The sequence below is a fragment of the Streptococcus viridans genome, assembly GCF_900636365.1.
Taxonomy (GTDB): Bacteria; Bacillota; Bacilli; order Lactobacillales; family Streptococcaceae; genus Streptococcus; species Streptococcus viridans_A.
On sequence record NZ_LR134266.1, the window covers coordinates 1,651,557 to 1,674,247 of the forward strand.

27 protein-coding genes are annotated in these 22,691 nt (G+C 38.9%); 10 read left to right on the forward strand and 17 right to left on the reverse strand.

Translation table 11 applies throughout. The annotated features are described in order from the left end of the window. Window positions 1-92 precede the first annotated feature (92 nt). The 7 genes from EL081_RS08480 to EL081_RS08510 form a co-directional block, all read right to left on the reverse strand. Entirely contained in the window at window positions 93-866 is a 774-nt protein-coding gene (locus EL081_RS08480; protein WP_126404811.1) for a M15 family metallopeptidase, read from the reverse strand. After that, window positions 859-1,557: a histidine phosphatase family protein gene (locus EL081_RS08485; RefSeq protein WP_126404812.1), complete on the reverse strand. Its 699-nt coding sequence runs from the start codon at window positions 1,555-1,557 to the stop codon at window positions 859-861. The genes EL081_RS08480 and EL081_RS08485 overlap by 8 nt, the downstream gene beginning before the upstream one ends. A 41-nt stretch (window positions 1,558-1,598) precedes the next feature. After that, window positions 1,599-2,315: a histidine phosphatase family protein gene (locus tag EL081_RS08490; RefSeq protein WP_126404813.1), complete on the reverse strand. Its 717-nt coding sequence runs from the start codon at window positions 2,313-2,315 to the stop codon at window positions 1,599-1,601. A gap of 133 nt (window positions 2,316-2,448) precedes the next feature. Next, window positions 2,449-3,786 carry a PFL family protein gene (locus EL081_RS08495; protein ID WP_126404814.1) on the reverse strand — a complete coding sequence of 446 codons (1,338 nt, stop codon included), beginning with the start codon at window positions 3,784-3,786 and terminating at the stop codon, window positions 2,449-2,451. A gap of 18 nt (window positions 3,787-3,804) precedes the next feature. Further along, window positions 3,805-4,071, reverse strand: coding sequence for an ACT domain-containing protein (locus tag EL081_RS08500; RefSeq protein WP_006595627.1), 267 nt, complete (start codon window positions 4,069-4,071; stop codon window positions 3,805-3,807). A gap of 150 nt (window positions 4,072-4,221) precedes the next feature. Further along, window positions 4,222-4,824 (reverse strand): rhomboid family intramembrane serine protease, encoded by a 603-nt coding sequence (locus tag EL081_RS08505; RefSeq protein WP_126404815.1) that lies wholly within the window; start codon window positions 4,822-4,824, stop codon window positions 4,222-4,224. 115 nt (window positions 4,825-4,939) lie between these two features. Then, a complete protein-coding gene (locus EL081_RS08510; protein ID WP_126404816.1) occupies window positions 4,940-5,647 on the reverse strand; it encodes a CPBP family intramembrane glutamic endopeptidase in 708 nt (235 codons plus the stop codon). 458 nt (window positions 5,648-6,105) lie between these two features. On the opposite strand from EL081_RS08510, the gene EL081_RS08515 reads away from it, so the two are divergent. Further along, complete coding sequence (locus tag EL081_RS08515; protein ID WP_126404817.1) at window positions 6,106-6,309, forward strand: CsbD family protein; 204 nt, start codon at window positions 6,106-6,108, stop codon at window positions 6,307-6,309. A 347-nt stretch (window positions 6,310-6,656) separates the two neighbouring features. On the opposite strand, the gene EL081_RS08520 is transcribed toward EL081_RS08515, so the two are convergent. Together EL081_RS08520 and EL081_RS08525 are read right to left on the reverse strand one after the other, a co-directional pair. Further along, the gene (locus EL081_RS08520; protein ID WP_049518049.1) at window positions 6,657-7,604 is read right to left on the reverse strand and encodes an AEC family transporter; all 948 of its coding nucleotides are present in this window, start codon (window positions 7,602-7,604) and stop codon (window positions 6,657-6,659) included. Between the two features lie 83 nt (window positions 7,605-7,687). Beyond that, complete coding sequence (locus EL081_RS08525; protein ID WP_126404819.1) at window positions 7,688-9,313, reverse strand: malolactic enzyme; 1,626 nt, start codon at window positions 9,311-9,313, stop codon at window positions 7,688-7,690. A gap of 358 nt (window positions 9,314-9,671) precedes the next feature. On the opposite strand from EL081_RS08525, the gene EL081_RS08530 reads away from it, so the two are divergent. Beyond that, a complete protein-coding gene (locus EL081_RS08530) occupies window positions 9,672-10,022 on the forward strand; it encodes a helix-turn-helix domain-containing protein (protein ID WP_040803216.1) in 351 nt (116 codons plus the stop codon). A gap of 122 nt (window positions 10,023-10,144) precedes the next feature. Next, window positions 10,145-11,023, forward strand: a complete 879-nt coding sequence (locus EL081_RS08535; RefSeq protein ID WP_126404820.1) for a LysR family transcriptional regulator — start codon at window positions 10,145-10,147, stop codon at window positions 11,021-11,023. A 574-nt stretch (window positions 11,024-11,597) separates the two neighbouring features. Here the strand turns inward: EL081_RS08535 and EL081_RS08540 are convergent. The 3 genes from EL081_RS08540 to EL081_RS10155 are packed head-to-tail and all read right to left on the reverse strand — an operon-like array spanning window position 11,598 to window position 14,347. After that, window positions 11,598-12,797: a protein kinase family protein gene (locus tag EL081_RS08540; RefSeq protein WP_126404821.1), complete on the reverse strand. Its 1,200-nt coding sequence runs from the start codon at window positions 12,795-12,797 to the stop codon at window positions 11,598-11,600. Between the two features lie 27 nt (window positions 12,798-12,824). Beyond that, window positions 12,825-13,016: a Bpu10I family restriction endonuclease gene (locus tag EL081_RS10275; RefSeq protein WP_126405072.1), complete on the reverse strand. Its 192-nt coding sequence runs from the start codon at window positions 13,014-13,016 to the stop codon at window positions 12,825-12,827. A 23-nt stretch (window positions 13,017-13,039) separates the two neighbouring features. Beyond that, window positions 13,040-14,347, reverse strand: a complete 1,308-nt coding sequence (locus EL081_RS10155) for a helix-turn-helix domain-containing protein (RefSeq protein WP_232011385.1) — start codon at window positions 14,345-14,347, stop codon at window positions 13,040-13,042. 299 nt (window positions 14,348-14,646) lie between these two features. On the opposite strand from EL081_RS10155, the gene EL081_RS08555 reads away from it, so the two are divergent. From EL081_RS08555 to EL081_RS08585, 7 genes are all read left to right on the forward strand, one after another. After that, complete coding sequence (locus EL081_RS08555; protein ID WP_126404822.1) at window positions 14,647-15,096, forward strand: RNA polymerase sigma factor; 450 nt, start codon at window positions 14,647-14,649, stop codon at window positions 15,094-15,096. Window positions 15,097-15,295: 199 nt separating this feature from the next. Further along, a complete protein-coding gene (locus EL081_RS08560) occupies window positions 15,296-15,616 on the forward strand; it encodes a hypothetical protein (RefSeq protein ID WP_037608226.1) in 321 nt (106 codons plus the stop codon). Continuing rightward, on the forward strand, window positions 15,616-16,716 hold the full coding sequence (locus EL081_RS08565) for a type IV secretion system DNA-binding domain-containing protein (protein ID WP_126404823.1): 1,101 nt from the start codon (window positions 15,616-15,618) through the stop codon (window positions 16,714-16,716). Before EL081_RS08560 ends, EL081_RS08565 begins: the two co-directional genes overlap by 1 nt. After that, window positions 16,713-17,318, forward strand: a complete 606-nt coding sequence (locus EL081_RS08570) for a hypothetical protein (protein WP_126404824.1) — start codon at window positions 16,713-16,715, stop codon at window positions 17,316-17,318. The genes EL081_RS08565 and EL081_RS08570 overlap by 4 nt, the downstream gene beginning before the upstream one ends. A 205-nt stretch (window positions 17,319-17,523) precedes the next feature. After that, on the forward strand, window positions 17,524-18,138 hold the full coding sequence (locus EL081_RS08575) for a replication protein (RefSeq protein WP_126404825.1): 615 nt from the start codon (window positions 17,524-17,526) through the stop codon (window positions 18,136-18,138). After that, window positions 18,131-18,310: a helix-turn-helix domain-containing protein gene (locus tag EL081_RS10160; RefSeq protein ID WP_164555444.1), complete on the forward strand. Its 180-nt coding sequence runs from the start codon at window positions 18,131-18,133 to the stop codon at window positions 18,308-18,310. Before EL081_RS08575 ends, EL081_RS10160 begins: the two co-directional genes overlap by 8 nt. 90 nt (window positions 18,311-18,400) lie before the next feature. Next, window positions 18,401-19,447, forward strand: coding sequence for a tyrosine-type recombinase/integrase (locus EL081_RS08585; protein WP_126404827.1), 1,047 nt, complete (start codon window positions 18,401-18,403; stop codon window positions 19,445-19,447). Between the two features lie 56 nt (window positions 19,448-19,503). On the opposite strand, the gene rpsI is transcribed toward EL081_RS08585, so the two are convergent. The 5 genes from rpsI to rlmB form a co-directional block, all read right to left on the reverse strand. Further along, window positions 19,504-19,896 carry a 30S ribosomal protein S9 gene (gene rpsI / locus EL081_RS08590; RefSeq protein ID WP_000075973.1) on the reverse strand — a complete coding sequence of 131 codons (393 nt, stop codon included), beginning with the start codon at window positions 19,894-19,896 and terminating at the stop codon, window positions 19,504-19,506. Window positions 19,897-19,914: 18 nt separating this feature from the next. Then, entirely contained in the window at window positions 19,915-20,361 is a 447-nt protein-coding gene (rplM, locus tag EL081_RS08595) for a 50S ribosomal protein L13 (protein ID WP_002876943.1), read from the reverse strand. Window positions 20,362-20,514: 153 nt separating this feature from the next. Then, a complete protein-coding gene (locus EL081_RS08600; RefSeq protein ID WP_126404828.1) occupies window positions 20,515-21,378 on the reverse strand; it encodes a DegV family protein in 864 nt (287 codons plus the stop codon). After that, a complete protein-coding gene (locus EL081_RS08605; protein WP_006595602.1) occupies window positions 21,375-21,890 on the reverse strand; it encodes an NYN domain-containing protein in 516 nt (171 codons plus the stop codon). The genes EL081_RS08600 and EL081_RS08605 overlap by 4 nt, the downstream gene beginning before the upstream one ends. 30 nt (window positions 21,891-21,920) lie before the next feature. Next, window positions 21,921-22,649: a 23S rRNA (guanosine(2251)-2'-O)-methyltransferase RlmB gene (gene rlmB / locus EL081_RS08610; RefSeq protein ID WP_006595601.1), complete on the reverse strand. Its 729-nt coding sequence runs from the start codon at window positions 22,647-22,649 to the stop codon at window positions 21,921-21,923. Between the last annotated feature and the right edge of the window lie 42 nt (window positions 22,650-22,691).

The window sequence follows — 22,691 nt, forward strand, 5'->3', positions numbered from 1 at the left end:
AAAAGAAAGTCAAGAAAAAAATCCAAAAAATTAGCACTCTTTTTTCAAGAGTGCTAAAAATCATTCTTAAGACCGATAGTTGTCTAAAAAACCTATAATCCTGCTTCTTTCAGTTTTTGGATGTATTCTTCTAAAACTAGCTGATGTTTGGCCATATACTGGGCATTTTCTACACCGACATAGCGGAAATGCCAGTTTTCATAGTCCACACCTGTAATCGCATTTTTCCCTTCTGGATAGCGGAGAACAAAACCATACTGGGGAGCCAAAGCAATAATCTGCTGGGCTACCTCTTCAGACTGTCCATTTGGAGCACTCATATCAATCGCAAGACCCGTTTGGTGTTCACTAGCACCTGGAACCTGTACTTGGGCTTGAGCTTGACGTTCTGCTTCCTCATGAGAAAGACCAGTAGCTTCTAACTGCGCTACCCGCTCATTATAGAGTTCTGTTTGCTCCTCCACACTTCGATAACCCGAAATCAAGGATTCTTCAGGCGCGACAGCTCTCGCCGCTGCTAGAAACTGTTTCGTCTGTTCTGCAATCCGACTATCCACCTTGATTTCTTCAACATCGACTAACTGAGGGTTCAGCTCGGCTAACTTGTTGTCCCGATTGATCAAGACCAAATTCCAATCCTTAGTGGAAACTTGGGGAAGGTCAGTCTTCGGTTTTTCTTCCTTTTTCTCAACTTTTTTTGGAGTAGTCGTTTCAACTTTTTTGTCTTCAGCAAAGTTCATAGGAAGCCATTGAGGTTTCAAATAGAAAATACCCACTCCTGCTCCGATCAGACAGAGGCCTAAACAGCAGAGCACGATCCAGCTAACTTTCTTTTCTCTTTTCTTGGCAAGTTTGTATTTAGTCATGATTTCCCTCTAACAATTGCGCTCCAACTTGTCGGTATGACAGATCTCCAACTGCTTCCAATTTAAATTGGCCATCCTCATACTCAATAACTGTCACACTACCATTGTCCAAAACCAATTCTTTGAAGGCTTTTGGATCAATCAAGTAAATCAAGGTACTGATGGTCATCCCATGACTGACCACGATGGCATTGCCACCACCTTGAGACTCGACATCCTTGGCAATCGCCGTAAAGCCATCCAAGATGCGATCTCGAAGAGTTTCCCAGGACTCCGCCCAGCCTGCTGTATCCACTTCGACAATCCCTTCGGCCAACTCCATCAAGCTCAAATGATGGAAGTCATCAACCCGAAAGACACGTGGCAAAACACCTAAAAAGAGTTCCCCGTCATAAGCCCCATCAAAGCTTCCAAAGCACCATTCGCGGATGCGCTTATCATAACGATAAGGAATCTTACCTGCTAACCCTAATTCTTCTAGCACGATCCCCATGGTTTGAATGGTTCGACCCGAGTCACTGGAAACAGCTTGTTGGAACTGAATCCCTGCCTCACGCAGACCAATCCCCAATTCATGAATCCCTCGTTCACCAGCTTCCGTCAAGGGGCTATCAGACCAACCTTGGGCACGACCAATGGTATTAAACATGGTTTTTCCATGACGGGCAATATACAATTTTGTCTTTGCCATTTTTATCCTCCTGCAATTGTTATCTTTTTATATAAGGTATTTTATTTTTTTACATCAAGTTCTTCTGAGTGGGTTGCTAACCAGTTAGCACCCTGCTTGCGATAAGACTCATCTCCGATGGTTTGGATCGAGAAACGTCCATTTTCGTATTCTACCAGGGTGACACTACCATTTTCAACCCTTGGATCCAACTCTATCTCTGGATTTAAAATGCACACAAAGGAACCGATGGTCATGCTATGACTGACAATTAGGGCATTTCCACCACCCTTGGCTTCGACTTCTTTAGCAATCTCTTCAAAACCATCTACAATGCGTTTTTTCAACACATCCCACGGTTCAGCCCATCCGGCTGTATCCACTTGGTAAATCCCATTCGCTAACTCTTCTAGTGTTAACTTCTTGTAGTCTTCTATATCCAGAACACGGGGAACGACTCCACGGAAAAGCTCTCCTCCATAGGCGCCATCAAAACTTCCAAAACACCATTCCCGGATCTTTTTGTTAAAAGTATAAGGAATCTGATCTGTTAGCCCAAGCTCGTCTAAAACAATTCCCATGGTTTGAATGGCGCGACCGGAGTCGCTAGAAACAGCACGGACAAAGTCCAAACCAGATTCTCTCAAACCAACCCCCAATTCACGGATACCTTCTTCTCCTTGAGCAGTCAGGGGTGTATCCGACCAACCTTGGGCACGACCTATCGTATTAAACATGGTTTTTCCATGCCGAATAATAAATAATCTTGTTTTCGCCATGTAATCTCCTTTTACGTTCTTCTATTATATCACTTTTTATAAGGAAACTGTCAGCGATGACCACTAGATTCACTTTCACTACTTTGGTCAACATTAAAAGCCCTGAGCAAACATCATGCTCCAGGGCCATTTTTTAGTTTTTAAAACTATGAACTGGGGCCGGAATTTGACCCCCACGGGCAATAAAATCAGCTGACGAAGCCTTGTTGACCTTCATCACTGGAGCATACCCAAGAAGTCCTCCAAGCTCTAACATATCCCCCTCTTCTCCATAAGGGATAATCCGAACCGCTGTTGTCTTTTGGTTGATCACTCCGATAGCTGCTTCATCGGCAATCATAGCCGCAATCGTCGTAGCTGGAGTATCAGCTGGAATGGCAATCATGTCCAGACCGACGGAACAAATGGCTGTCATGGCTTCCAATTTTTCCAGGTTGATATGGCCTGACTGGACTGCCGCAATCATCCCCTCATCTTCTGAGACCGGAATGAAGGCACCTGACAAACCACCGACTTGGTTACAAGCCATGATTCCGCCTTTTTTCACTTGGTCATTGAGCAGAGCGAGCGCTGCAGTAGTTCCATGGGTTCCTACTACTTCAAGCCCCATAGCCTCAAGAACACGGGCAACCGAATCCCCAACAGCCGGTGTTGGCGCGAGAGACAAGTCGACAATACCAAACTCAACACCGAGACGTTCACTAGCCATTTGACCAACCAGTTGCCCGACACGAGTAATCTTGAAGGCTGTCTTCTTGATGGTTTCAGCCAAGACATCAAAGCTTGCACCAGGAACTTTTTCAATCGCCCGTTGAACGACACCAGGTCCGGAAACCCCAACGTTGATGACAACATCCGCTTCACCAACACCGTGGAAGGCACCCGCCATAAAAGGATTGTCCTCTACTGCATTGGCAAAGACAACGAGTTTCCCTGGCCCCATTGGATCTGCTTGGGAAGCTTCTTTAATGATACGGCCCATGTCTCGGACAGCGGTCATATTGATCCCCGTCTTGGTCGATCCGATATTGACTGAAGAGCAGACAAAGTCCGTCTCTGCTAGGGCACGAGGAATGGAATTGATGAGGATTTCATCCCCCTTTTGGTAGCCTTTTTGAACCAGGGCTGAGAAGCCACCGATAAAGTTAATTCCGATCTCTTTAGCCGCACGATCCAACGCCTTAGCAAAGGGCACATAGTCTGTCGCATTGGTTGCCGCTCCGATAATGGAAATCGGAGTGACCGAAACCCGCTTGTTCACAATCGGGATGCCGAGTTCTGCCGCAATCTCATCCCCAACAGCTACTAAGTCCTTGGCCTTTGTCACAATCTTCTGGTAGACCTTTTCTGCCGCCTTATCAATATCTGGATCAATACAATCTAGAAGAGAGATGCCCATGGTGATGGTCCGAACATCAAAGTTCTGCTCCTCAATCATGGCAATGGTTTCTGTTACCTGTCTAATGTCCATAAATTCTCAACCCCTATCTTACAAATTGTGCATGGCGTCAAAAATCGCTGCGCTCTGGATATTGATTTTTACATGAAGAGACTGACCGAATTCTTCTAATTCTGAACGAAGCTGGGTGAAATCTTTTTTCTCATCCGATGTCACGACCGCCATCATGGTGAAGTACTCATCCAATACCGTTTGAGAGATATCATCGATATTGAGTCCCAACTCTGCCACCTTAGTCGCAACACCCGCTACGATTCCTTTTTGGTCTTTTCCGACGACTGTAATAATTGCTTTCATTTCACTGCTCCATTCTATTTATTTGCTTCCATTGTAGCACATTCCCCTTAAAATCACTTAAATGTTTTAGAAAAGGTTCGGTTTTACAAACAAAAAGAAGACATCCAAGAGAATCTATTGAATGCCTGTAAATCTCAATATCATGATCAATCAACGGATCACTAAACCATTTTTTCTTAAGATAGTGGCTGAAGATAAAACCAAAAGGTAACTAGCAATCCCCGACAGATGCAAGCAAGTCGAGATCCATCCGGTGATCATTGGTAAAAGCATCAGGCTAGCTAGAAGGATTAAGAAAAGATAATACAGTTTTACGGTGCATGAAAATTCTTTCCAAATATTCGGTAAAAGTATGACTCCTCCAGTTATAAAAGCATAGCCAACCGCAGAAATCCCCGTCGCCTGAATTGTTTGCCCCTGTGTTAAGAAGTGAAAGGCGATGGAAGAGATGACTGTCGCGGTAACAAAAACAAGCAAGACATGTTTGGAGCCTCTTTTCCTTTCCAGTAGTCCGCCAAAAGGTAGAATCATGAGCCCATTTAAAAATAGATGGACCCATAAAAACCAGAGGGGGGCTCCTTTACTTCCATGCATCAAGGTTCCACTCATATACTGCCAATAATAAACCGGTTTTGAATGAAAGGCCAATAGGTCGTACATAGCATTCCCATAAATAGAAGTGAGAATTCCTAACAATAAACAAATGAAAGTTAAAGTACTGACAACTGGGTAGGTTTTGAGGATGTTTTTCATGTTGCTAATTCTCTTCTATTATACTTCTAATTTTTGCAGTTCACCATCTATGTCTATTATACTACACTCCGATTTCTAATTTCCCATTTTATGCCCACTTCAAAGACAATAGATATTAAACAAGAAAATGCCAGTAGATATAGTTGTAGATGAAAATCCAGATTGGTTTCCAAAAAGTCAGAAAATTGCTAAAAGCATGCAAGAAAATCGGTAAACGGATATCTTTATGCTTCTTGTAGACAGCTGCCAAGAAGAGCCCTGAACAGAAATAAAGAACAAAGGTTACAGGATCCCGATATTGATGGATCAGATGAAAGGCCGCAAAGAGTAAGCCCGAAAGCAAAACATCTAAATGAAACTTACTCTCTTTAAACAAGATATTCATCAGATAGCCTCTAAAAATGAATTCTTCTATCATAGGAGATATAATGGTTGCCAGGACAAAAAACAAAGTACCCGAAATACCAGGGCCATTTAGATAAATGGAGGATGGCAATTTGGTTTGATGAACGACAGGAACCAGCAAATCCTGAAACGTTTGCAGCACCCATCTTTCAAAAAAGAACCACAAGAGCACCAGAGCAAAATACCCCAGATAGGACCACTTCCATTTCTGTATATTGGAACGGATGACTATCTTCTGACTTTTAAACCAAAATAGAATGCCGATGAGAAGCAAAGAGTAGAGAATCAAATAGATGAAATAAAGAAAACTTACATCACCATTGAAAAGCCCAGTTAGGCAGATACCAAGACCTTCGATCCCAAAAACAAATAGAACTAACAGGAATAGGATAGCGACTCCATGTTTGGCATATTTCATATCATCTTTTCTCCGATACCATTCTTCCATTCAATTATGTACAAGTATAGCACATGGAAAAACTTGTAAGCAAGGAAGGCCTCAATTGTCCCTTTTTGAACAGAAAGTGGCATCTTCTTTTGTTTTTTACTCCACTTTGATAGTAGAAAACAGCCGTTTAGGTTTTCTACCCTGACGATTCTAAAATATATTATTCTTTAATCATCTGGACGATTTTGTTATGAAATAGCTGAAAACCTTTGTTTATTCAATTAAAGAACAAGGCAAGGACCTATTCATCCCTCTTTTTCACGATATCGTAAGGACTCACTCCAACTTTCAGAATACCGTAGCGAATATTTGACTTTCCATTTCAGAGGGTATATACTTATATTAATCTGAACTAAATAGTTTTAATTTTTTAAATGAACTGTCTTGAATTCAGATTAAAAAACTATTTACTTAACGGAGGTGGCGCTATGTCATTAGAAGATAAATTAAACCAAGTTAAAGGTTCTGTTAAGGAAGGTCTCGGTAAAGTAACCGGCGACACAAAAACAGAAGCTGAAGGCGTTGCTGAAAAAGTTGCATCAAAAGCTAAAGAAGTTGCTGAAGATGCAAAAGAAGCTGTTGAAGGAGCTATCAACGGTGTGAAAAACATCCTTCACAAAGACGATAAATAATCCTTAACGTTCTAAAACTACCCTATTTTCTACCGTCACGTTTGACTGTGGAAGATAGGGTGGTTTTTTGTTTATTTCTAATTCAGTTCCGGTATACAAAAAGAACACCCAAAAAGGTGCTCTTTGTAAGTATAGTAACTCTTTCGAATAACGTTTACTAAATTGTGATACTTTACGAGCTTTTTTCAATCCTAGTTTGAAAAGTCTGGCTTTTAGGACTTTCCAAAAGCGCTTGATAGGAAACATCCGAAGAGTTTCTGCCGATTTTGATTTCAAGAAATAGGAATAGATGTATTTAAAATAGTGAAATTTCTTAACGCAAAACTTTAATCCTATCCTCTTCCTTCTTATCCTAATAAAGTTTGTAATATTGGAATAACAACGATAAATAGAACCGTACTTAGAGTCACTACATTCGTTGAAAACTCAACATCACCTTTTCCTTGATTGGCAAGAATAGGAAGAACCGCTAGAGCAGGTGTTGCTGATTGGATCATAAAGGTCCTAAATTCTGGTGCTACCATATTTGGAGAGAAGAATTTCAAAACTAGGAGCATGATGACCGGTGCAAGGATAAAACGACCAACCAGTGTGATAATGGTATCCTTATCAAAACGAATCGTCTTAAGTCCTGCCTTCGCTAGAACGATACCAATATAGACAAGTGATAATGGCGTTGTTAAACTACCAATATAGGTCAAGGTACTTTCCGCAAAACTTGGAACAGGAAGACGGAGCACTAAAAAGGCGAGGGCTACGAGAAATCCTAATAAAGGAGCAGGGAAGAGCTTCTTCCAATTAAATTTTTGAGCCTGTTTTGAAGCCCCTTCTTTGCTATCAGACGTCATCAGATAGACACCTAATGTCCAAGTAGATACTGTATTTGTAATATAATACACTAAGAAATAAGGAAGGGCTTGATTTCCAAACAGAGCGATATTTAAAGGCAAACCAATAAATATGGTATTGGCATTGACAAAGGTATTAATCATGGTTCCTCGGCGTCCTGGGCGCACTCTAAAAACTTTCACCGCGATAAAGGCCGCTAGGTAACCAAGAATGAAGGCGATAAACGTATAGAGCAAACCGCCAGACAAGCTAATCAGCTTATCTAAAGTTAAATATTTAAGAACAGAGGTGAAAATTGCAACGGGCATGGCCACATTCATAATAAGTTTAGACAAGTCATTTCCGAAACTCTCTTGGAACCAACCGCGGACTTGCAAGAAATAACCAAGAATGATGATGACGATAATGGGTACAATACTCTGAATTGACGTTATAAAGATTTCCATAGTCTCCCTTTCTATATAATAGGACATATAGCAAAAGGCGTACGAGGCATCCAGTCGCACTCGTACACCCCAATTAAATTTACTTATTTATATTCTGGGTACCACTTCAAATCACGAACTGCTTTGGCCATATCTGTTTCCTTAGCATGCGCAAGACCTTGCTCTTGTGCTTTTTTAGCGACTGCTTCTGCTACTTTAATAGAAACATCTGCTACATACTTGAATGGTGGCAAAACAGGAGCTCCTGGTTGGCCTGGATTGACAATACCACTCAATGAATGAGCCGCTGCTCCAATCATTTCATCAGTCAAAAGACTTGCTTCAGAAGCCAGCATACCTAGACCAAGACCTGGGTAAATCAAGGCATTATTGGCTTGACCAATCACATAGTCGACACCTTTATAAGAAACTGTATCAGCAGGAATTCCTGTTGCGACAAAAGCTTTGCCATCTGACCATTCAATCAAATCTTTGGCACTCGCTTCTGCTAGTTTGGTTGGATTTGACAAAGGGAAGATCATCGGACGTTCTGTATTTTCACACATTGCTTCTACTATTTCTTTAGTGAAGGTATTAGGTTGAGTTGAAGTTCCTACAAGAATGGTTGGCTTCACAGTCTTCACTACTTCAAGCAGGTCAGTCAACTTGTCTGCGTTACTAAAGTCAGCACGTTTCTTAGCAAACGGTTTTTGTTCAGGGGTTAGGTCATCCATGTCATCAAAGAGAAGACCTTGTTTATCAACCATAAAGAAACGTCTATAGGCTTCTTCTTCAGAAAGACCTTCACTTACCATTTCACGAAGAACACGAGCAGCAATTCCTGCACCAGCAGTACCACCACCATAGCAGAGATAAACTTGATCTGTTAATTTTTCACCACTAATATCCAGTGAACCAAAGATACCACCTAGGGTAACGATTCCTGTACCTTGAATATCATCATTAAAAGTTGGAATTTGTTTCCGGTATTTTTCAAGAATATTGGCAGCATTCGAGCGGCCGAAGTCTTCCCAGTGAAGGTAGAGTTTAGGAAAGAGACGTTCTGCTGTTTGAACAAATTGGTCAATGAAGTCGTAGTAACGATCACCGCGAACCCGTTCGTGACGATTTCCTAAGTAATTAGGGTTGTTACGAAGTTCTTCACGGTTAGTCCCTGCATCAATGACTAAAGGAAGAACCATAGAAGGATCGATTCCAGCAGCACCTGTGTAGACCATCAATTTCCCGACAGAAATATCGACACCATTTGTTCCCCAGTCACCGATTCCAAGGATTCCTTCTGCATCTGTTACAACAATGAGACGAATCTCGCGATCCCCAGCAGCATTTTTCAAAGTGGCTTCAATATTTTCAGGATGATTGATATCAAGATATCCCGCATATTGGGGATCTACAAAGAGGTCACTATAGCCTTCAATGGTATCTGCAATGGTTGGATCGTATACAATTGGATTGAATTCCTCCAAATGTTGAGAAAAGAGGTAATAGAAAAGAGTCCGGTTGGTATTAAAAATTTCCATTAGGAAAAGACGCTTTTCCAAATCATTGGCTTTTGTTTGCATTTGTGCATAAGTTTGCGCCGCTTGTTCTTCAATCGTTTGAACATACGGTGGCAGTAAACCAATAAGGCCTAGTTCCTTTCGCTCCTCTAAGGTAAAGGCAGTTCCCTTATTAAGGAAAGGATTGTTTAAAATATCATGTGCAGTCATAGTGCAACCTCCTTTTTACTTCTATTATACTACTTAAATGAATTGTTTGGAAAACTTTGTCGTTTAAAAAATACGATTATGTACGTATATGTTATAATGAGTCTACGAGAACAATTTTCTAATAAGCTCTTTTTTACTTAAAACACTATTATTGATGATACTTCAAGTTGTTAAATTTTATAAAGTCCTGAACTCATGAAACTCTCGATGATCACTCTTTCCTAAAAGTTTCAAGTATAGCAAAATAATCATACAAATTGGCAACCCTGATTAAAATTAATATCACATAAGTTCCTTAAACAATACTTTGTGCTTTTTAATGTGTTTTTTTGTCATGCAAAACTTGTATTCTATTTATATGACAACTAAAAACTATTTACAACACTATATTTCCCAAAAAGTGAAATATTTTCGAACACAAAACAAAATGAGCCAGGAAGAACTTTCGGAACAAGCGGGACTTGGGCTTAAGTATATCAACCAACTCGAAAACCAAAATGTGAATCTGACCATTCACAGTCTTGAAAAAGTGATTGACGCCCTAGAGATGACCCCAGAGGAATTTTTCAATTTTGATAGCCTTGAATCAACCTCTGATAAGACTGACAATCTTTCACTCAAAAGAATCAACATGAAGATTAAACAGCTCCCTATTGATAAACGAGAAAAGATGTTGGTCATTTTTGAAAGTATCTTAGATAATCTTTGAGATTCCTGACTCACTTACATTTTAACCAGCGAATACTCGTATAGTCAAATTGTAGGATACGGATAAAATTTATTTATCTGGTGATTTCCAATTTTTTCTCCATTTAATGAAAGTGAGCCCATATGAATTTAAAAGATCTACAATATTTTTATGACCTCTGCCAGCTTCAATCCTATACGGAAGTAGCAAAACTACATAAAGTCAGCCAACCATCTATTTCTTATGCCATCAAGCGCTTAGAGGAATCTTTTAATTGCAAATTGATTCACCATGATCCTTCACATCGTTCCTTTAAATTAACTCCTCAAGGGCAAATCCTTCTAAAGCATACAGAAAAGATCTTATCTGAGGTTATTTCTACTCGCAAAGAAATTAATCGCTCCTTGGCACAATACTCTACTGTAGGATTCCCTCCTATTATCATTCAGTATCTCTTTGCTGTCTTAAACGAAAATGATAAATTCGATTTTTTAAAAAAGGTACGCCCTATCCGCGGTGGCTCCGTAGAGTTATTAAATCTTCTCCTCAAGGGAGACCTTGATGCAAGCCTACTCGGCTTGATTGAACCACTCAATCATCCTTCAATAGAGACACATGAACTCTTTCATAAAGAACTGTATGTCGTTTTATCTAAGAACCATCCTCTTGCTACTGCTCCTTCCCTCACTTTTGAAGATTTAGTAAATCAATCCTTTATACTTTTAGACGAACACTTTGTTCACCTGAAAGCTTTTGAACTACTTAATCAAAAGTATCAAAACAAGGCAGAAATATTCTTTAAGAGTGACGACATTGTCATCATTAAAGAACTTTTAAAGAAAGGGATTGGCGTTAGTTTACTGGCTGATATCGCACTTTCTGATGAAGATGATGATTTAATAAAAATCCCTCTAATACCGGAGGACCAGATAACATTTACAGTTTATTACGCTTATCTCAAATCGGCTACACTGTCATCAGAAATAGAAGCCTTATTTAATCTCATTAAATCATATGAATAGAAAAAAACTCTAGCTATCAACTACCTGATAGCTAGAGTTTTTTACATTATAGGTATTAGACTAAAGTACGAAGAAATAGGATATGATCGCCGCATTTTTCATTTACCTGATACCCTTCAAGGAGATTTCTAATTATAAATCTACAAGATATCAATAAAAAAGAACACCCCGAAAGGTGCTTTTTGTAAGTATAGTCATTCTTTCGAAGAACGTTTTGAGTGCAGTGGTTGCCATCCAATCAAACATCACTTCGCTTGTTTTCTTGGGGCAACTGTGCATAGCATATCTCTATGCGACTAAAGTCGCTAGAGCTATCCTAATTGCGCACCGCCAGTTCTCATAGAAAAAAACACCTTGCAATATGCAAAGTGTTTTCGTTTGTATTCTGCTGTCCAGCAACGAATTAACGTTTAGAGAATTTCTCCATTGGATACCAAGGTAAATCAATCCTCACAAATCCCTTTATATCAACAATTTTTTCTTTGAAAATTCCATAAAAATGGAACGAAATCCATTGATTTGGATAAAATTGACACCAATTAACACCATAAAATAGACTAGTCAGCCATCTTATTTAATAAGGTGGTCTAATTTTTAAAAACGCCCTCTTTAATTCATTTATATCGCTAAATCTTTGATTCAAATTTGGATTTGTTCCTTTATTAATAAATTCCTCCAAATTACTATATTCAAATTTTGTAAAATCTTTATATCTTCCAGTTAAAACGAAGTACAATAATTTAGACAAAGCAAACCCTTCAAAATGAAAATTATAATTACTAAATCCAACTCGTTGGAGTCCTGAATAGTCATTAAACGCACCTCTTATTTCTGTATCCAGAGATGTTAACAGGCTATCGCTTAACTTTACATTCCCCAAATCAGCTATTTTAATAATTTTTAAATCCTCATACTCTTTAATCAAAATATTTTTGGGTGATATATCTCTATGAAGTATATTTTTTTTAGCTAGATACTCAAATCCTTTTATTATTTGATTGCCTAGGTTCATTCTCTCGGCAAACGTCAATTTTTGATTATGGTTCTTTATATATTCAAAAAGTGAAGTGTCAGCATACTCCATGACATACTCATTTTTCATTTTATCAATAGAGTAAACTTCGAGTACATACGGAGATTGTAACTGCTTCATTATATCAAATTCTAAATAGAATCTCTCTAAATCCTTGGGTAGAATAGTTTTTTTAGCACGTTTTAATGCAAAAGTTTTGTTGTAGTTCTCATCATAAAAACTAAAGACAGTAGCGTAAGAACCATCACCAATCGTTTTCAATTGGAACCGTTGTATAGTGTTATTCGGGATTTCGACAATATCCGATACTTTAAAAATTGGTAACTCATAGTATATTTCAACTTCTGACATATCATCTGGTACTGAGCTTCCACCAGATGACGATAGAAAACCATTACAATTTTTTAATACTTCATCATAGTATTCATCAATACTAACACTCTCACCAGAATTCTTAAGGTTGTTGACAAATCTGTTTGATAGTGAAATTGATTTTATCAAATCTCTACTTGGTTCAGCCCAGAAATGTCTCCCACCATTTATACTATCATTTAATATTCTTAATCCCTTCACCAACTGATAGTGTATACTAGAACATAACCGACTCAGCCTATCATCAAAAACATCTTTGTAAAGATGTTCATAATCAATAGCAAACTCTTTACCAAAGTAATTCAGATAATCCCTTTCAATCCCCACAATACTATTTAATAGTTTTGCATTATCATTTACAGAAATCAAATTTTACTAGCTCCATTCTTTCATAAATCAAAAATAACCAATGTCAAGTATACCTTCTTCACTAATTTCAATTTCCGTAAAATTCTCTTTCACCATAATATAGAACCTCCTAAAGAGAGAATCATCAAATGGATGAGAAGTTAAAAACTGTACATACCATTCTCGTTCTGAGATTCTCCCTGCTCTGGTAGAGAATTTACTTCTTTTATTTGAGCTAATCCTCTTTCCTTCTCATTATACCATTATTTAAGCGAAACAATATCAAAATATGAGGGCAGAAATAGTCCTCCACTATCATGTTTTTGTCCGCTATTCGCAAACAATACTGTCATATTTTCGAAGTCATATAGATATTTATCTAAATCATATATATCTCGTTGATTTTTTAAATGGTCTAACTCATAGAAATCTTCTAACCTCTTTACAGTTGTTGGATAAGTTCTACCTATTTTTTTAAATTTGATTGAATTTTCTTTTACTAATGAAAATTTTTGAATCATCGCTCTAGAGAAATTATGACCAATCATACGCTCCATTAAGAATTGGTCTTTTAGATAAATATTATTTAGTAACTCCGTAAATTCATTCCCAGAAAATAAGGTATTGATATAATCATTTGAGAGCTGTTTCAAGCTCTTATTAAAAACATTTTTTGAGAAAAAATCCATAAATAATTCTAAATGCAATTCTAAAAATTCATTAAATGCATTTATAAATAGATCAAATGACATCTCTTTCCAGTCAGTAACACTAGCAGAAAAATTACCTAAAGAATTCAGATAGTTGTCAATATAAAAATATTCTACTTTAGGATTTCTTAAGTCTACTCCGTTACACCTAATATTTTCAGAATTGCTTTTTCTCTTGAGAAAATCGCAAGCAAAATCAAAATTTCCTAATAGTATTCTTAATAAAATAGAGGATTGCTCTGAAAAGATACTCCTGCCGTCCATCAAAGAAATATAGAAGGAAGCAAATCTTTCACTGTAAAAAAATGAATCTATTTCTTTTAAAACACCAGCCACCTTTTCACGGTACGTTTTCAAATCTGAAAGATTCGTGTCTATGCCATTTGCTAAATCTGTAAAATACTTTTGCGATTGGTTGTGATAGTCACCGTATTTTTCTTCTGGTAGGTTCAAAAACGCTAATCTAAAAAATTCTTCATCAGAAGCTATTTCAACATCAAATATAGGTGTCTGTTCAACTTGAGGTACATCTGTTCTATACGCCTGTGAATCGGCGTTCATAAAAATATTCAACAAAATTAATTTGATCAAACTTTTCTTATCTTCTAAATTTCCAAAAAGAAATTCCTCATTTGAAACACCTAACAGCTCGGAATAAAATTCTATGTAAGCCTCCGTTAAAAAATGGGGGTTTTTCTTTTTATTCCGTTTCCCATTTTCCAAATTTGATAATCGAAATTTATCTAAACTTACCTTTCCCGAAAATTCATCACAAAAACTTTCTTGTGTTAGTTTTCGTGATTTTCTAGCATTTAGAATTCTTTCAGAAATAATTAAATCATTCATTTTTTCAAAATTCATAAGCATCCTCTAAAGTTGGTAGATTATTTAGATAAATTCTACCATTTTTTACTAACTACAACAAGCAAAAAAATTGGTTTAATAGACTTATCAAGAAAAACTCTTGATAAAAATTTTAATAGTCCAAATTGATGGCCATCAAAGGACAGATTGAAACAAATATGATGATATGACGATAAAGGTCATGTCTTGCATAGAATTGTTTCGCTGTTTCTTTGTTGTGCCTTTTAACATACTCAGCGTTCAATATTTGCTCATTTTGTTTCCTTCTGTCCAAGGACGGAAAGGAGCTCATCATTATGAGCAATAAAGTCAAAGAACGCCGTGAGCGTAAAATCGAAGAAGCTATTAAAGCTAAAAATTGGGACGAAGTAATCCGTTTGCTTCAACAAGAACAAAGTAACGCAGAACGCCGTGATCGTTACCACCATAAACGAAGCATGGAAGAATACATATCTCGTAATGACGGAAAACGGCGTGAACGCTATGAAGTAGTTGCAAGCTCTGATTTGAATCCCGAAGAAACTTTAATCCGAGAGGAGTTAAAACAGGCTATTCATAAAGCTAAAGCATCCTTATCAGCAATTGACAGTAAAATTGTTGAAATGATAGCGGAACAAGGTTCAAGCTATAAAGAAACGGCTCGCTATATCACTGAACATTATAAGAAAATGAGTGATGTAACTGTTAAATCCCATTATTGTAAAGCGCTAAAAAAATTAGCTCCTTTATTAAAAGCTTACCGCTAATCCCTCAAATCCAGTGTCTCTGTCACTGGATTTTTTGTAATAAAATTAAAAATTCAATAAATAACTTTGCGTTTAGCTGTCTCATTCTCCTTAGTAATGAGGAGGTGGTCAGATAACCTAAAAAACAAAGTCCAGCTCATGACCCAAACCGAGCCTGTCGCATTCACACTATCTCTTATTCATAAGGAGGATTTGCCCTATGGCGTTTAAAATGAAAACCACAAAAGGTGGTTATACAACTACGTTGGCTGATAAAATTATCAGTCAAAAACAACCGATTTACTCACTTAGTACCGAACTTGAACCACAACAACGGTTTGAAGAAGGAAAACCAACCGGAGAAATCGTAGCCTATAAAGCATGGTTTGTACAGGAAGGGCAAGACCCTTTCCAAGTAAAATTTGAAGATACGATTGAGCTTCCAGCTTTTCAATCCATGATTCAATTTGACACTCTACAAGCCTGCGAAGTAAAATATAACATTTACTTCCGAGCAAATGGTATCAAGGAGGTTCGGTAATGAGTTCACAATCTCGTGATGTGCTGAACCAATCTTACCTGCAATCTTACCTGCTCCAGAGCCTAAACATGGCTCTGGGGGCTTTAATGCAGGGAGAAACCAGCTACACCAATTCTTTTAATATTGTTATTCAAGAAGACGGGTTTATCTTTGTCCCTCGTCTGCCATGTGCCTATATCCTTGATGATGACTTGTACAAAAAAATCTATCTGATTGCCAATGCTTCACTTTATCCACAATACACACTCCTAAAACAAAACGCTACCTATTTTGTCCCTCTAGAAACGGATGACTTACACATTCAACGTGGTTTATTCTTCCCTTGGCAAAGAGGAATTTCAGAACGTTTAGCGATTCCTGATTTGGATAAGTTTTCAGCCAGATTACCACATGGGAAAATCCCTATCATGAAGCACTTTGAACTCAACCTGGAAAGGATAAACCATTGGGCTATAGCAGGTTCGTCGGGTTCTGGGAAATCGTACGCTCTCACTTACTTTTTGAGTGTACTGAAGCATATGTCTGACTTAATTATCATTGACCCTAAATTCGATACACCAAGCCGATGGGCAAGGGAAAATCAAATTGCAGTTATCCACCCTGTCGAAAACCGTTCAAAATCTGATTTTGTTTCACAGGTCAATGAACAATTAAGTCAGTGCACAAACCTCATTCAGAAACGACAAGCTATTTTGTATGATAACCCCAATCATCAATTTACTCATCTAACCATTGTTATTGATGAAGTCCTAGCTTTATCCGAGGGAGTCAATAAGAATATCAAAGAAGCCTTTTTCTCCCTACTCTCTCAGATTGCCTTACTAGGACGTGCTACCAAAATCCATCTGTTTTTGGTAAGCCAGCGTTTTGACCACAATACTATTCCAATTTCCGTTAGGGAACAGCTAAACGTAGTGTTGCAAATTGGAAATATCAATCAGAAAACTACTCAATTTTTATTTCCAGACCTAGACCCAGAGGGTATTGTTATTCCAATAGGACACGGAACAGGTATCATTCAAGTTATTGATAATGAACATCCCTACCAAGTTCTGCCCTTACTCTGTCCAACCTACTACACTAAACGAGGTATTCTATGACCAATAAAACCTACTTTATGAGAAGTTTTAATCTCATACTATATTTATTTCTATTTGCACCTATCTGTTCTGCATTTGGCTGGTTATTCAATTATCTTTCCGTTCAATTAACAAATATCACGTTTGTCAATTTAGATACGGTCAAAAGCATTACGTATATCATTAGTTCCGTTTGTCATGGATTTGCACTTATTTCTCTTCTACTTGCCTTATTTTTGGTAGGATTAGAAATAATACAACGGTTGAAAACAGATAGTCTTTGGAACTATATCCAATCTGTCTATCACACTTTTCTATTGCGACACTTCCTGTTTCAGCGTGAACGAGTACAGAAGATAAGCAATCTTGAACATCAGACGGTTACTACTATCAACCCAATCCATAACGGATTTAACCGAGCTGTTCGTAAGTGTATCGTAGATATACGAAAAGATACCATCACTATTTTTCTAAAAGTCCCTAGAGACCAACAAGGGCAAAAAATCCTAAAAGAGATGGAAGCACAATTAAAAGAAGAAATCGTCAGCCAACACGCAGACTATTATTTCTCCTCTCCTATTCGAGTTCGTAACCAATTGTGGTTCACTGGACAAAAACGTTAATCCCTTGGGGCTGTGGCTTGCGTTAAGCAAAAGCCAGACAGCCCCTTTTTATATTCTAATCTATCATGACCTATTGGGGTTACTACGACCCCCAATAGGTCAATAATCAATAATCACAAAAAATTCAATTTTTTTCAAAAAACTTTGCATCTGACCTGCCATTTCTCCTTAGTAATAGAGACCAAAAGAAATGAGGTAACTGCCTATGGCAAAAGAACAGCGCTCAACCAAATGGACGTTTCTCTTCTACGAGGAAAGCGCACCAGAGAACTACTTGACTATCTTAGAGGAACTTCATATCCCCTTTATTCTTAGTCCTTGGCATGATAAAGATGTTAATAAACAAACAGGAGAGTTCAAAAAGTCGCACAAACACGGTGCTTTCTTCTTTGATTCACTGAAAAGCTATTCTCAAGTATCAAATATCATCAGTGACAAACTGAACGGTCCAGCACATGTGGAGGTAGTTATGTCTCCCACTGGTTTATTTGACTACTTTACTCATGCGGAGAATCCAGATAAGACCCCCTATAACATTGAGGATATTGAAGTCGGTTGTGGCTTTAATTTGGAAAAATTCTTGATGGAGATGAACTCCTCGGATTTTATCCATGAAGTAGTCGATATTATCGAAGAGAACGACTTTAGCGAATTTGAAGAATTGGTCTGGTATGCCCGAGCAAACAATACCAATTTACTATCTCTAATCATTGAACGTACGTATTTCTTCGCCAAGTACCTAGATTCACGGCGGTACAATCAAAATCGTTACCAACAACAAAAAGAAATACCTTATTCGGAGTTTGAAGATAATGAATGACACTCCTCTACTACTAACACGGCAACAAGCATCCGAATTATTGGGGATTGACCCAAAATCTTTCGATAAATACATTCGCAGTCATCCAGATTTTCAATGTTTCATGGTTGGGAAACAAGAACGCTATCTCCGTTCTAAACTGTTGAATTTTATTGAAAGTCACTGTGTATAGTCACCAATGATTGATAAAAAGAGACTTTTCATATATCCTATATATGACTAGTCTATTTTATCAATCATTTTTTATAGAAAGGCTGATAAAATGGCAACAATAACAAAACGTGGAAATTCGTTTCGAGCAACAGTATCGCTCTATAAGAAAGGACAATACAAACGAGAAACTAAGACATTCAACAACAAAAAAGATGCTGAACTATGGACATTAGAAATGGAGCTTGAAAAAGGACGTGGAAAAAATATCGCTGAACGCTCTACCTTATTTACCGATTTTTATCGAAATTGGGTTCATACGGTTAAGAAAAATGATGTACGTGAAGCTACCTTTATCAACTACAAGCGAACGCTCGTAGTTGTAGATAATCTTTTTGATGGTATTAAGCTTAAACATCTTGATGACCTTATCATGCAGAAAAAGCTTGATAAATACGCTGAAAACCATTCTAAAAAGACGGTAAAAGAACTTGTCCTAAAAATTCGTGGCTCACTGAAATATGCTTATGCTCGTGGTTTAATTAGTAATGACTTCGGTCATCTTCTAAAAGCAAAGGGGCAGGAACAACCTAAACGAAATATTCCACTTTCTATTACAGAGTTCAAAAAACTCAGGCAATATTGCCTGAACCATACGGAAGATGAGTTTAATGTTCTTGTCGCACTTGCTCTTGAAACAGGTGCCAGACGTGGTGAACTCTTAGGAATCAGGAAAGAGGATATTTTTGAGTATGGTGTTAAAATAAAACGTTCTATTAGTCCTACGAATGATGACACTCAACTCAAAACTAAACACTCCAAACGTGAGATTTCAATCAATAAAGACATACATGAAGCCATAACCAAACTTGCAAACACAAAAGAAGATTATATCTTCGACTGGAATGGATTTAGGCAAGCTGGACAGCTCCAACGCTTACTAAAGCAACTTGACCTAACCAAAACAACTTTTCACGGTTTACGCGATACCCACGCTTCTTTTCTATTTTCAAAAGATATTAGTCTGGATTATATTTCAAGACGGTTGGGACACAATTCAATTTTGACAACTCAGCAGTATTACCTTGAATTGATGCCAGAAAAAAAGCACCAGCAAGATGCCGATGCTTTAAGTCTCTTAAACGACTTATCACTATAATTAACACCAACTGACACCAAAAAGGTGCCATAATCGTTGGTATAATAAGGTTTTGATTAACGTTTTGAGAATTGTGATGCTTTACGAGCTTTCTTAAGACCTGGTTTCTTACGCTCAACTTTACGTGAGTCACGTGTAAGAAGTCCTGCGCGTTTCAATGAATCGCGGAAGTCTGGGTCTACTTGAAGAAGGGCACGAGCGATACCGTGTCGGATAGCTCCTGATTGACCAGCGTATCCACCACCTACAACGTTAACGAAAACGTCGTATGAACCTACAGTTGAAGTAACTGCGAATGGTTGGTTGATGACCAAACGAAGGTCAGCGTGTGGGATGTACTCTTCAACATCTTTTTTGTTAACAGTGATTTTACCAGTTCCTGGAACAAGGCGAACGCGTGCAACAGCGTTTTTACGACGTCCAGTACCTGCATATTGTGCTTGTGACATACTTTATTGTTCCTTTCCTTAGATAAGTCCTGAAATATCAAGAACTTCTGGTTGTTGTGCAGCGTGAGTGTGCTCAGCTCCAACAAATACTTTCAATTTCATACCTTGAGCGCGGCCAAGAGTATTGTGTGGAAGCATACCTTTAACTGATTTCTCGATCAAACGAACTGCATTTTTAGAACGAAGTTCACCAGCAGAGATTGATTTCAATCCACCTGGGTGGTTTGAGTGAGTGTAGTAGATCTTATCAGTTGCTTTTTTACCAGTCAATTTAACTTTTTCAGCATTGATAACGATTACGAAGTCACCTGTATCAGTGTGTGGTGTGAATGTTGGTTTGTTTTTTCCGCGAAGCACGCTTGCAACAACTGCTGAAAGGCGTCCAAGAGGTACATCAGTTGCGTCAACAACGTACCATTTGCGTTCTACTTGGCCTGGTTTAGCCATGAATGTAGTTTTGTTCATGATTTCTCCTATTATGAATATCGTTTTTGTTTACAGGGCGGATGTTCCGGTCCGCAAGTTATTTGAAAGGTTCCGGGGCCTTACAAATGGGGTAAACAATACCGCCTACTATTGTATCAAATTTTTCAAATAAAAGTCAACCGATTTGAAAAATTATTTGCGATTTTCTTTTCCTATGACAAAGCCGATGAGAGAATTAGGACCAACGTGGGCTGCAATGACTGGACCTAGTGGCATAATCAAGACTTGAGAGATAGCTGGATTCTCCAACAATTGAGCCCTGAGTTCTTCTGCTCCAGCTAGATCATCTGTATAAGAAACCAAGGCTGTGCTGTGGCCAATATCCTCCTGGATGAGTGAGAGCATTTCCCGCATGGCTTTTTTACGTCCACGAACTTTGGCTATAGGAGCCAACTTGCCTTCTTCATCAATCCAAAGAAGGGGCTTAATGTTAACCAAACTCCCGACGATGGCTGAACTCTTAGAAAGTCGTCCCCCGCGCATCAGATGGTAGAGATCATCCACCAAGAAATAGGTCCGCAACTTAGGAGCCACTTCCATTAGTTCTTCCTTAACTTGATCCAAACTCTTACCGGCATCACGCGCCTCAACTGCCAGCATAGACAAGTAGCCTTCTCCAATCCCTGCCGCTTTTGGATCGATGATTTCGATCACAGCTTCTGGGTAGTCTTCAAGGACCAAGTCTCTCGCCATGACCGCACTCTGGTAAGTCCCTGATAAGACTGAAGAAAAGGCGATATAAAGGAGATCTTCCTTGCGTTGAGCATAACTTTTGAAAATTTCTTGGAATTGCCCAACATTGACCTGGCTGGTCGTTGGTTTGGCACCCTTTTGCATCTCTGCTAATAATTGGGGGCTGGTAAGTTTGTCTGGCCCCACCGTCTCATAATGGGTACCATCGATTTGGATTGACAAACCGACGATCTCTACATCATGCTCCTGTGCCCATCTTTCATCTAAATCTGCAGTTGAATCTGTTAAAATTTTAAAGGTCATTTACTTGCTCCCATCTCTTTTTGTAGTTGACGTAGGCCCTCTTGGTCAAAAGGCCGTATCGGTGGTTTTTGATCGTTGACGGCTCCTCGCGCCTGGTTCAAATCGGCCTTGACAACGGCAACTCTCTTCTCCAGCTCCCGCGCCGAAACACGAAGTGCTCCTTGAGCAAAGACCGTCCATTGCTCATTCAAGTCACTCGTCGCGACTGATACTTGGTGAAGGGGTGTATTGAGCTCTGCTGCCAAACGTTCAATGTAGTCATCGGCGGTCTCCTCCTCCGCTGTGAAGACCACTTGGACCTGAAATTCTTCATAGGTCTGGCGAATCCCTGGCATGTATTGGGCATCAAAGACACAAATCACGCGAATGCCTTCAAAGCTGGCATAGTGGCTCAGCTTCTCTAGGAGGATCGTTCGTGCAGCATCCAGCTCACTCTTCTTAAAAAGTTGGCGGGTCTCCTGCCAGAAGGCAATCATGTTGTAGCCGTCCACTAACAAAATCTTTTCTTTCATCGACTGCCTCCTTCCTACGATTTCCCTCTATTATAGTTTGTTGCGAAAGACCTCATACATAAGGATCGCTGCGGCGACACTGGCATTCAGACTTTGGACATGCCCCTGCATCGGAATCGTAATCATTTCATCCACTTGCTTTTTAATATTGGTCGAAATGCCCTTGCCTTCGTTTCCAATGATGAGGGCTAGCTTCCCACTGGTATTCCATTTGTGAGAAGGCGTCCCGTTCATATCGGTTCCAAAGATCCAAAAACCTGCTTCTTTGAGCTTATCCAAGGTTTGGCTAAGGTTGGTCACCCGAGCAATGGGAACATGCTCCACTGCTCCAGTTGAGGTCTTGGCGACAACTGGGGTCACCCCAACAGCACGGTGCTTGGGAATGATGACTCCCGCTACCTGAGTAGCATCGGCTGTTCGCAGGATGGATCCCAAGTTATGCGGATCAGTCAAGCCATCCAAAATCAAGAGCAGGGGATTGTCTTGATTTGCAACCTGGGTCAAGATCTCATTCAAGTCCGTATAGGCAAATTCCGAAACCCGCAAGACAAAACCTTGGTGGACAGCCCCTTCTGTCATCTCTTGCAAGGTCTTCTTAGGAGTCCAAGAAATGGACACCTTTTTATCTGCTGCCAGATCCTTGATTTTTTCTACATTTTTTCCACGCAAATCGTCCTGGATATACAATTTATTTCCTGTATTTGCAATCAGTGCTTCTGTGACGGCATGAACACCGTAAACTATATCGTTTTTTTCCATGAAACTAGTATAACACAATTGCCATATCTGGTGAAACATTTG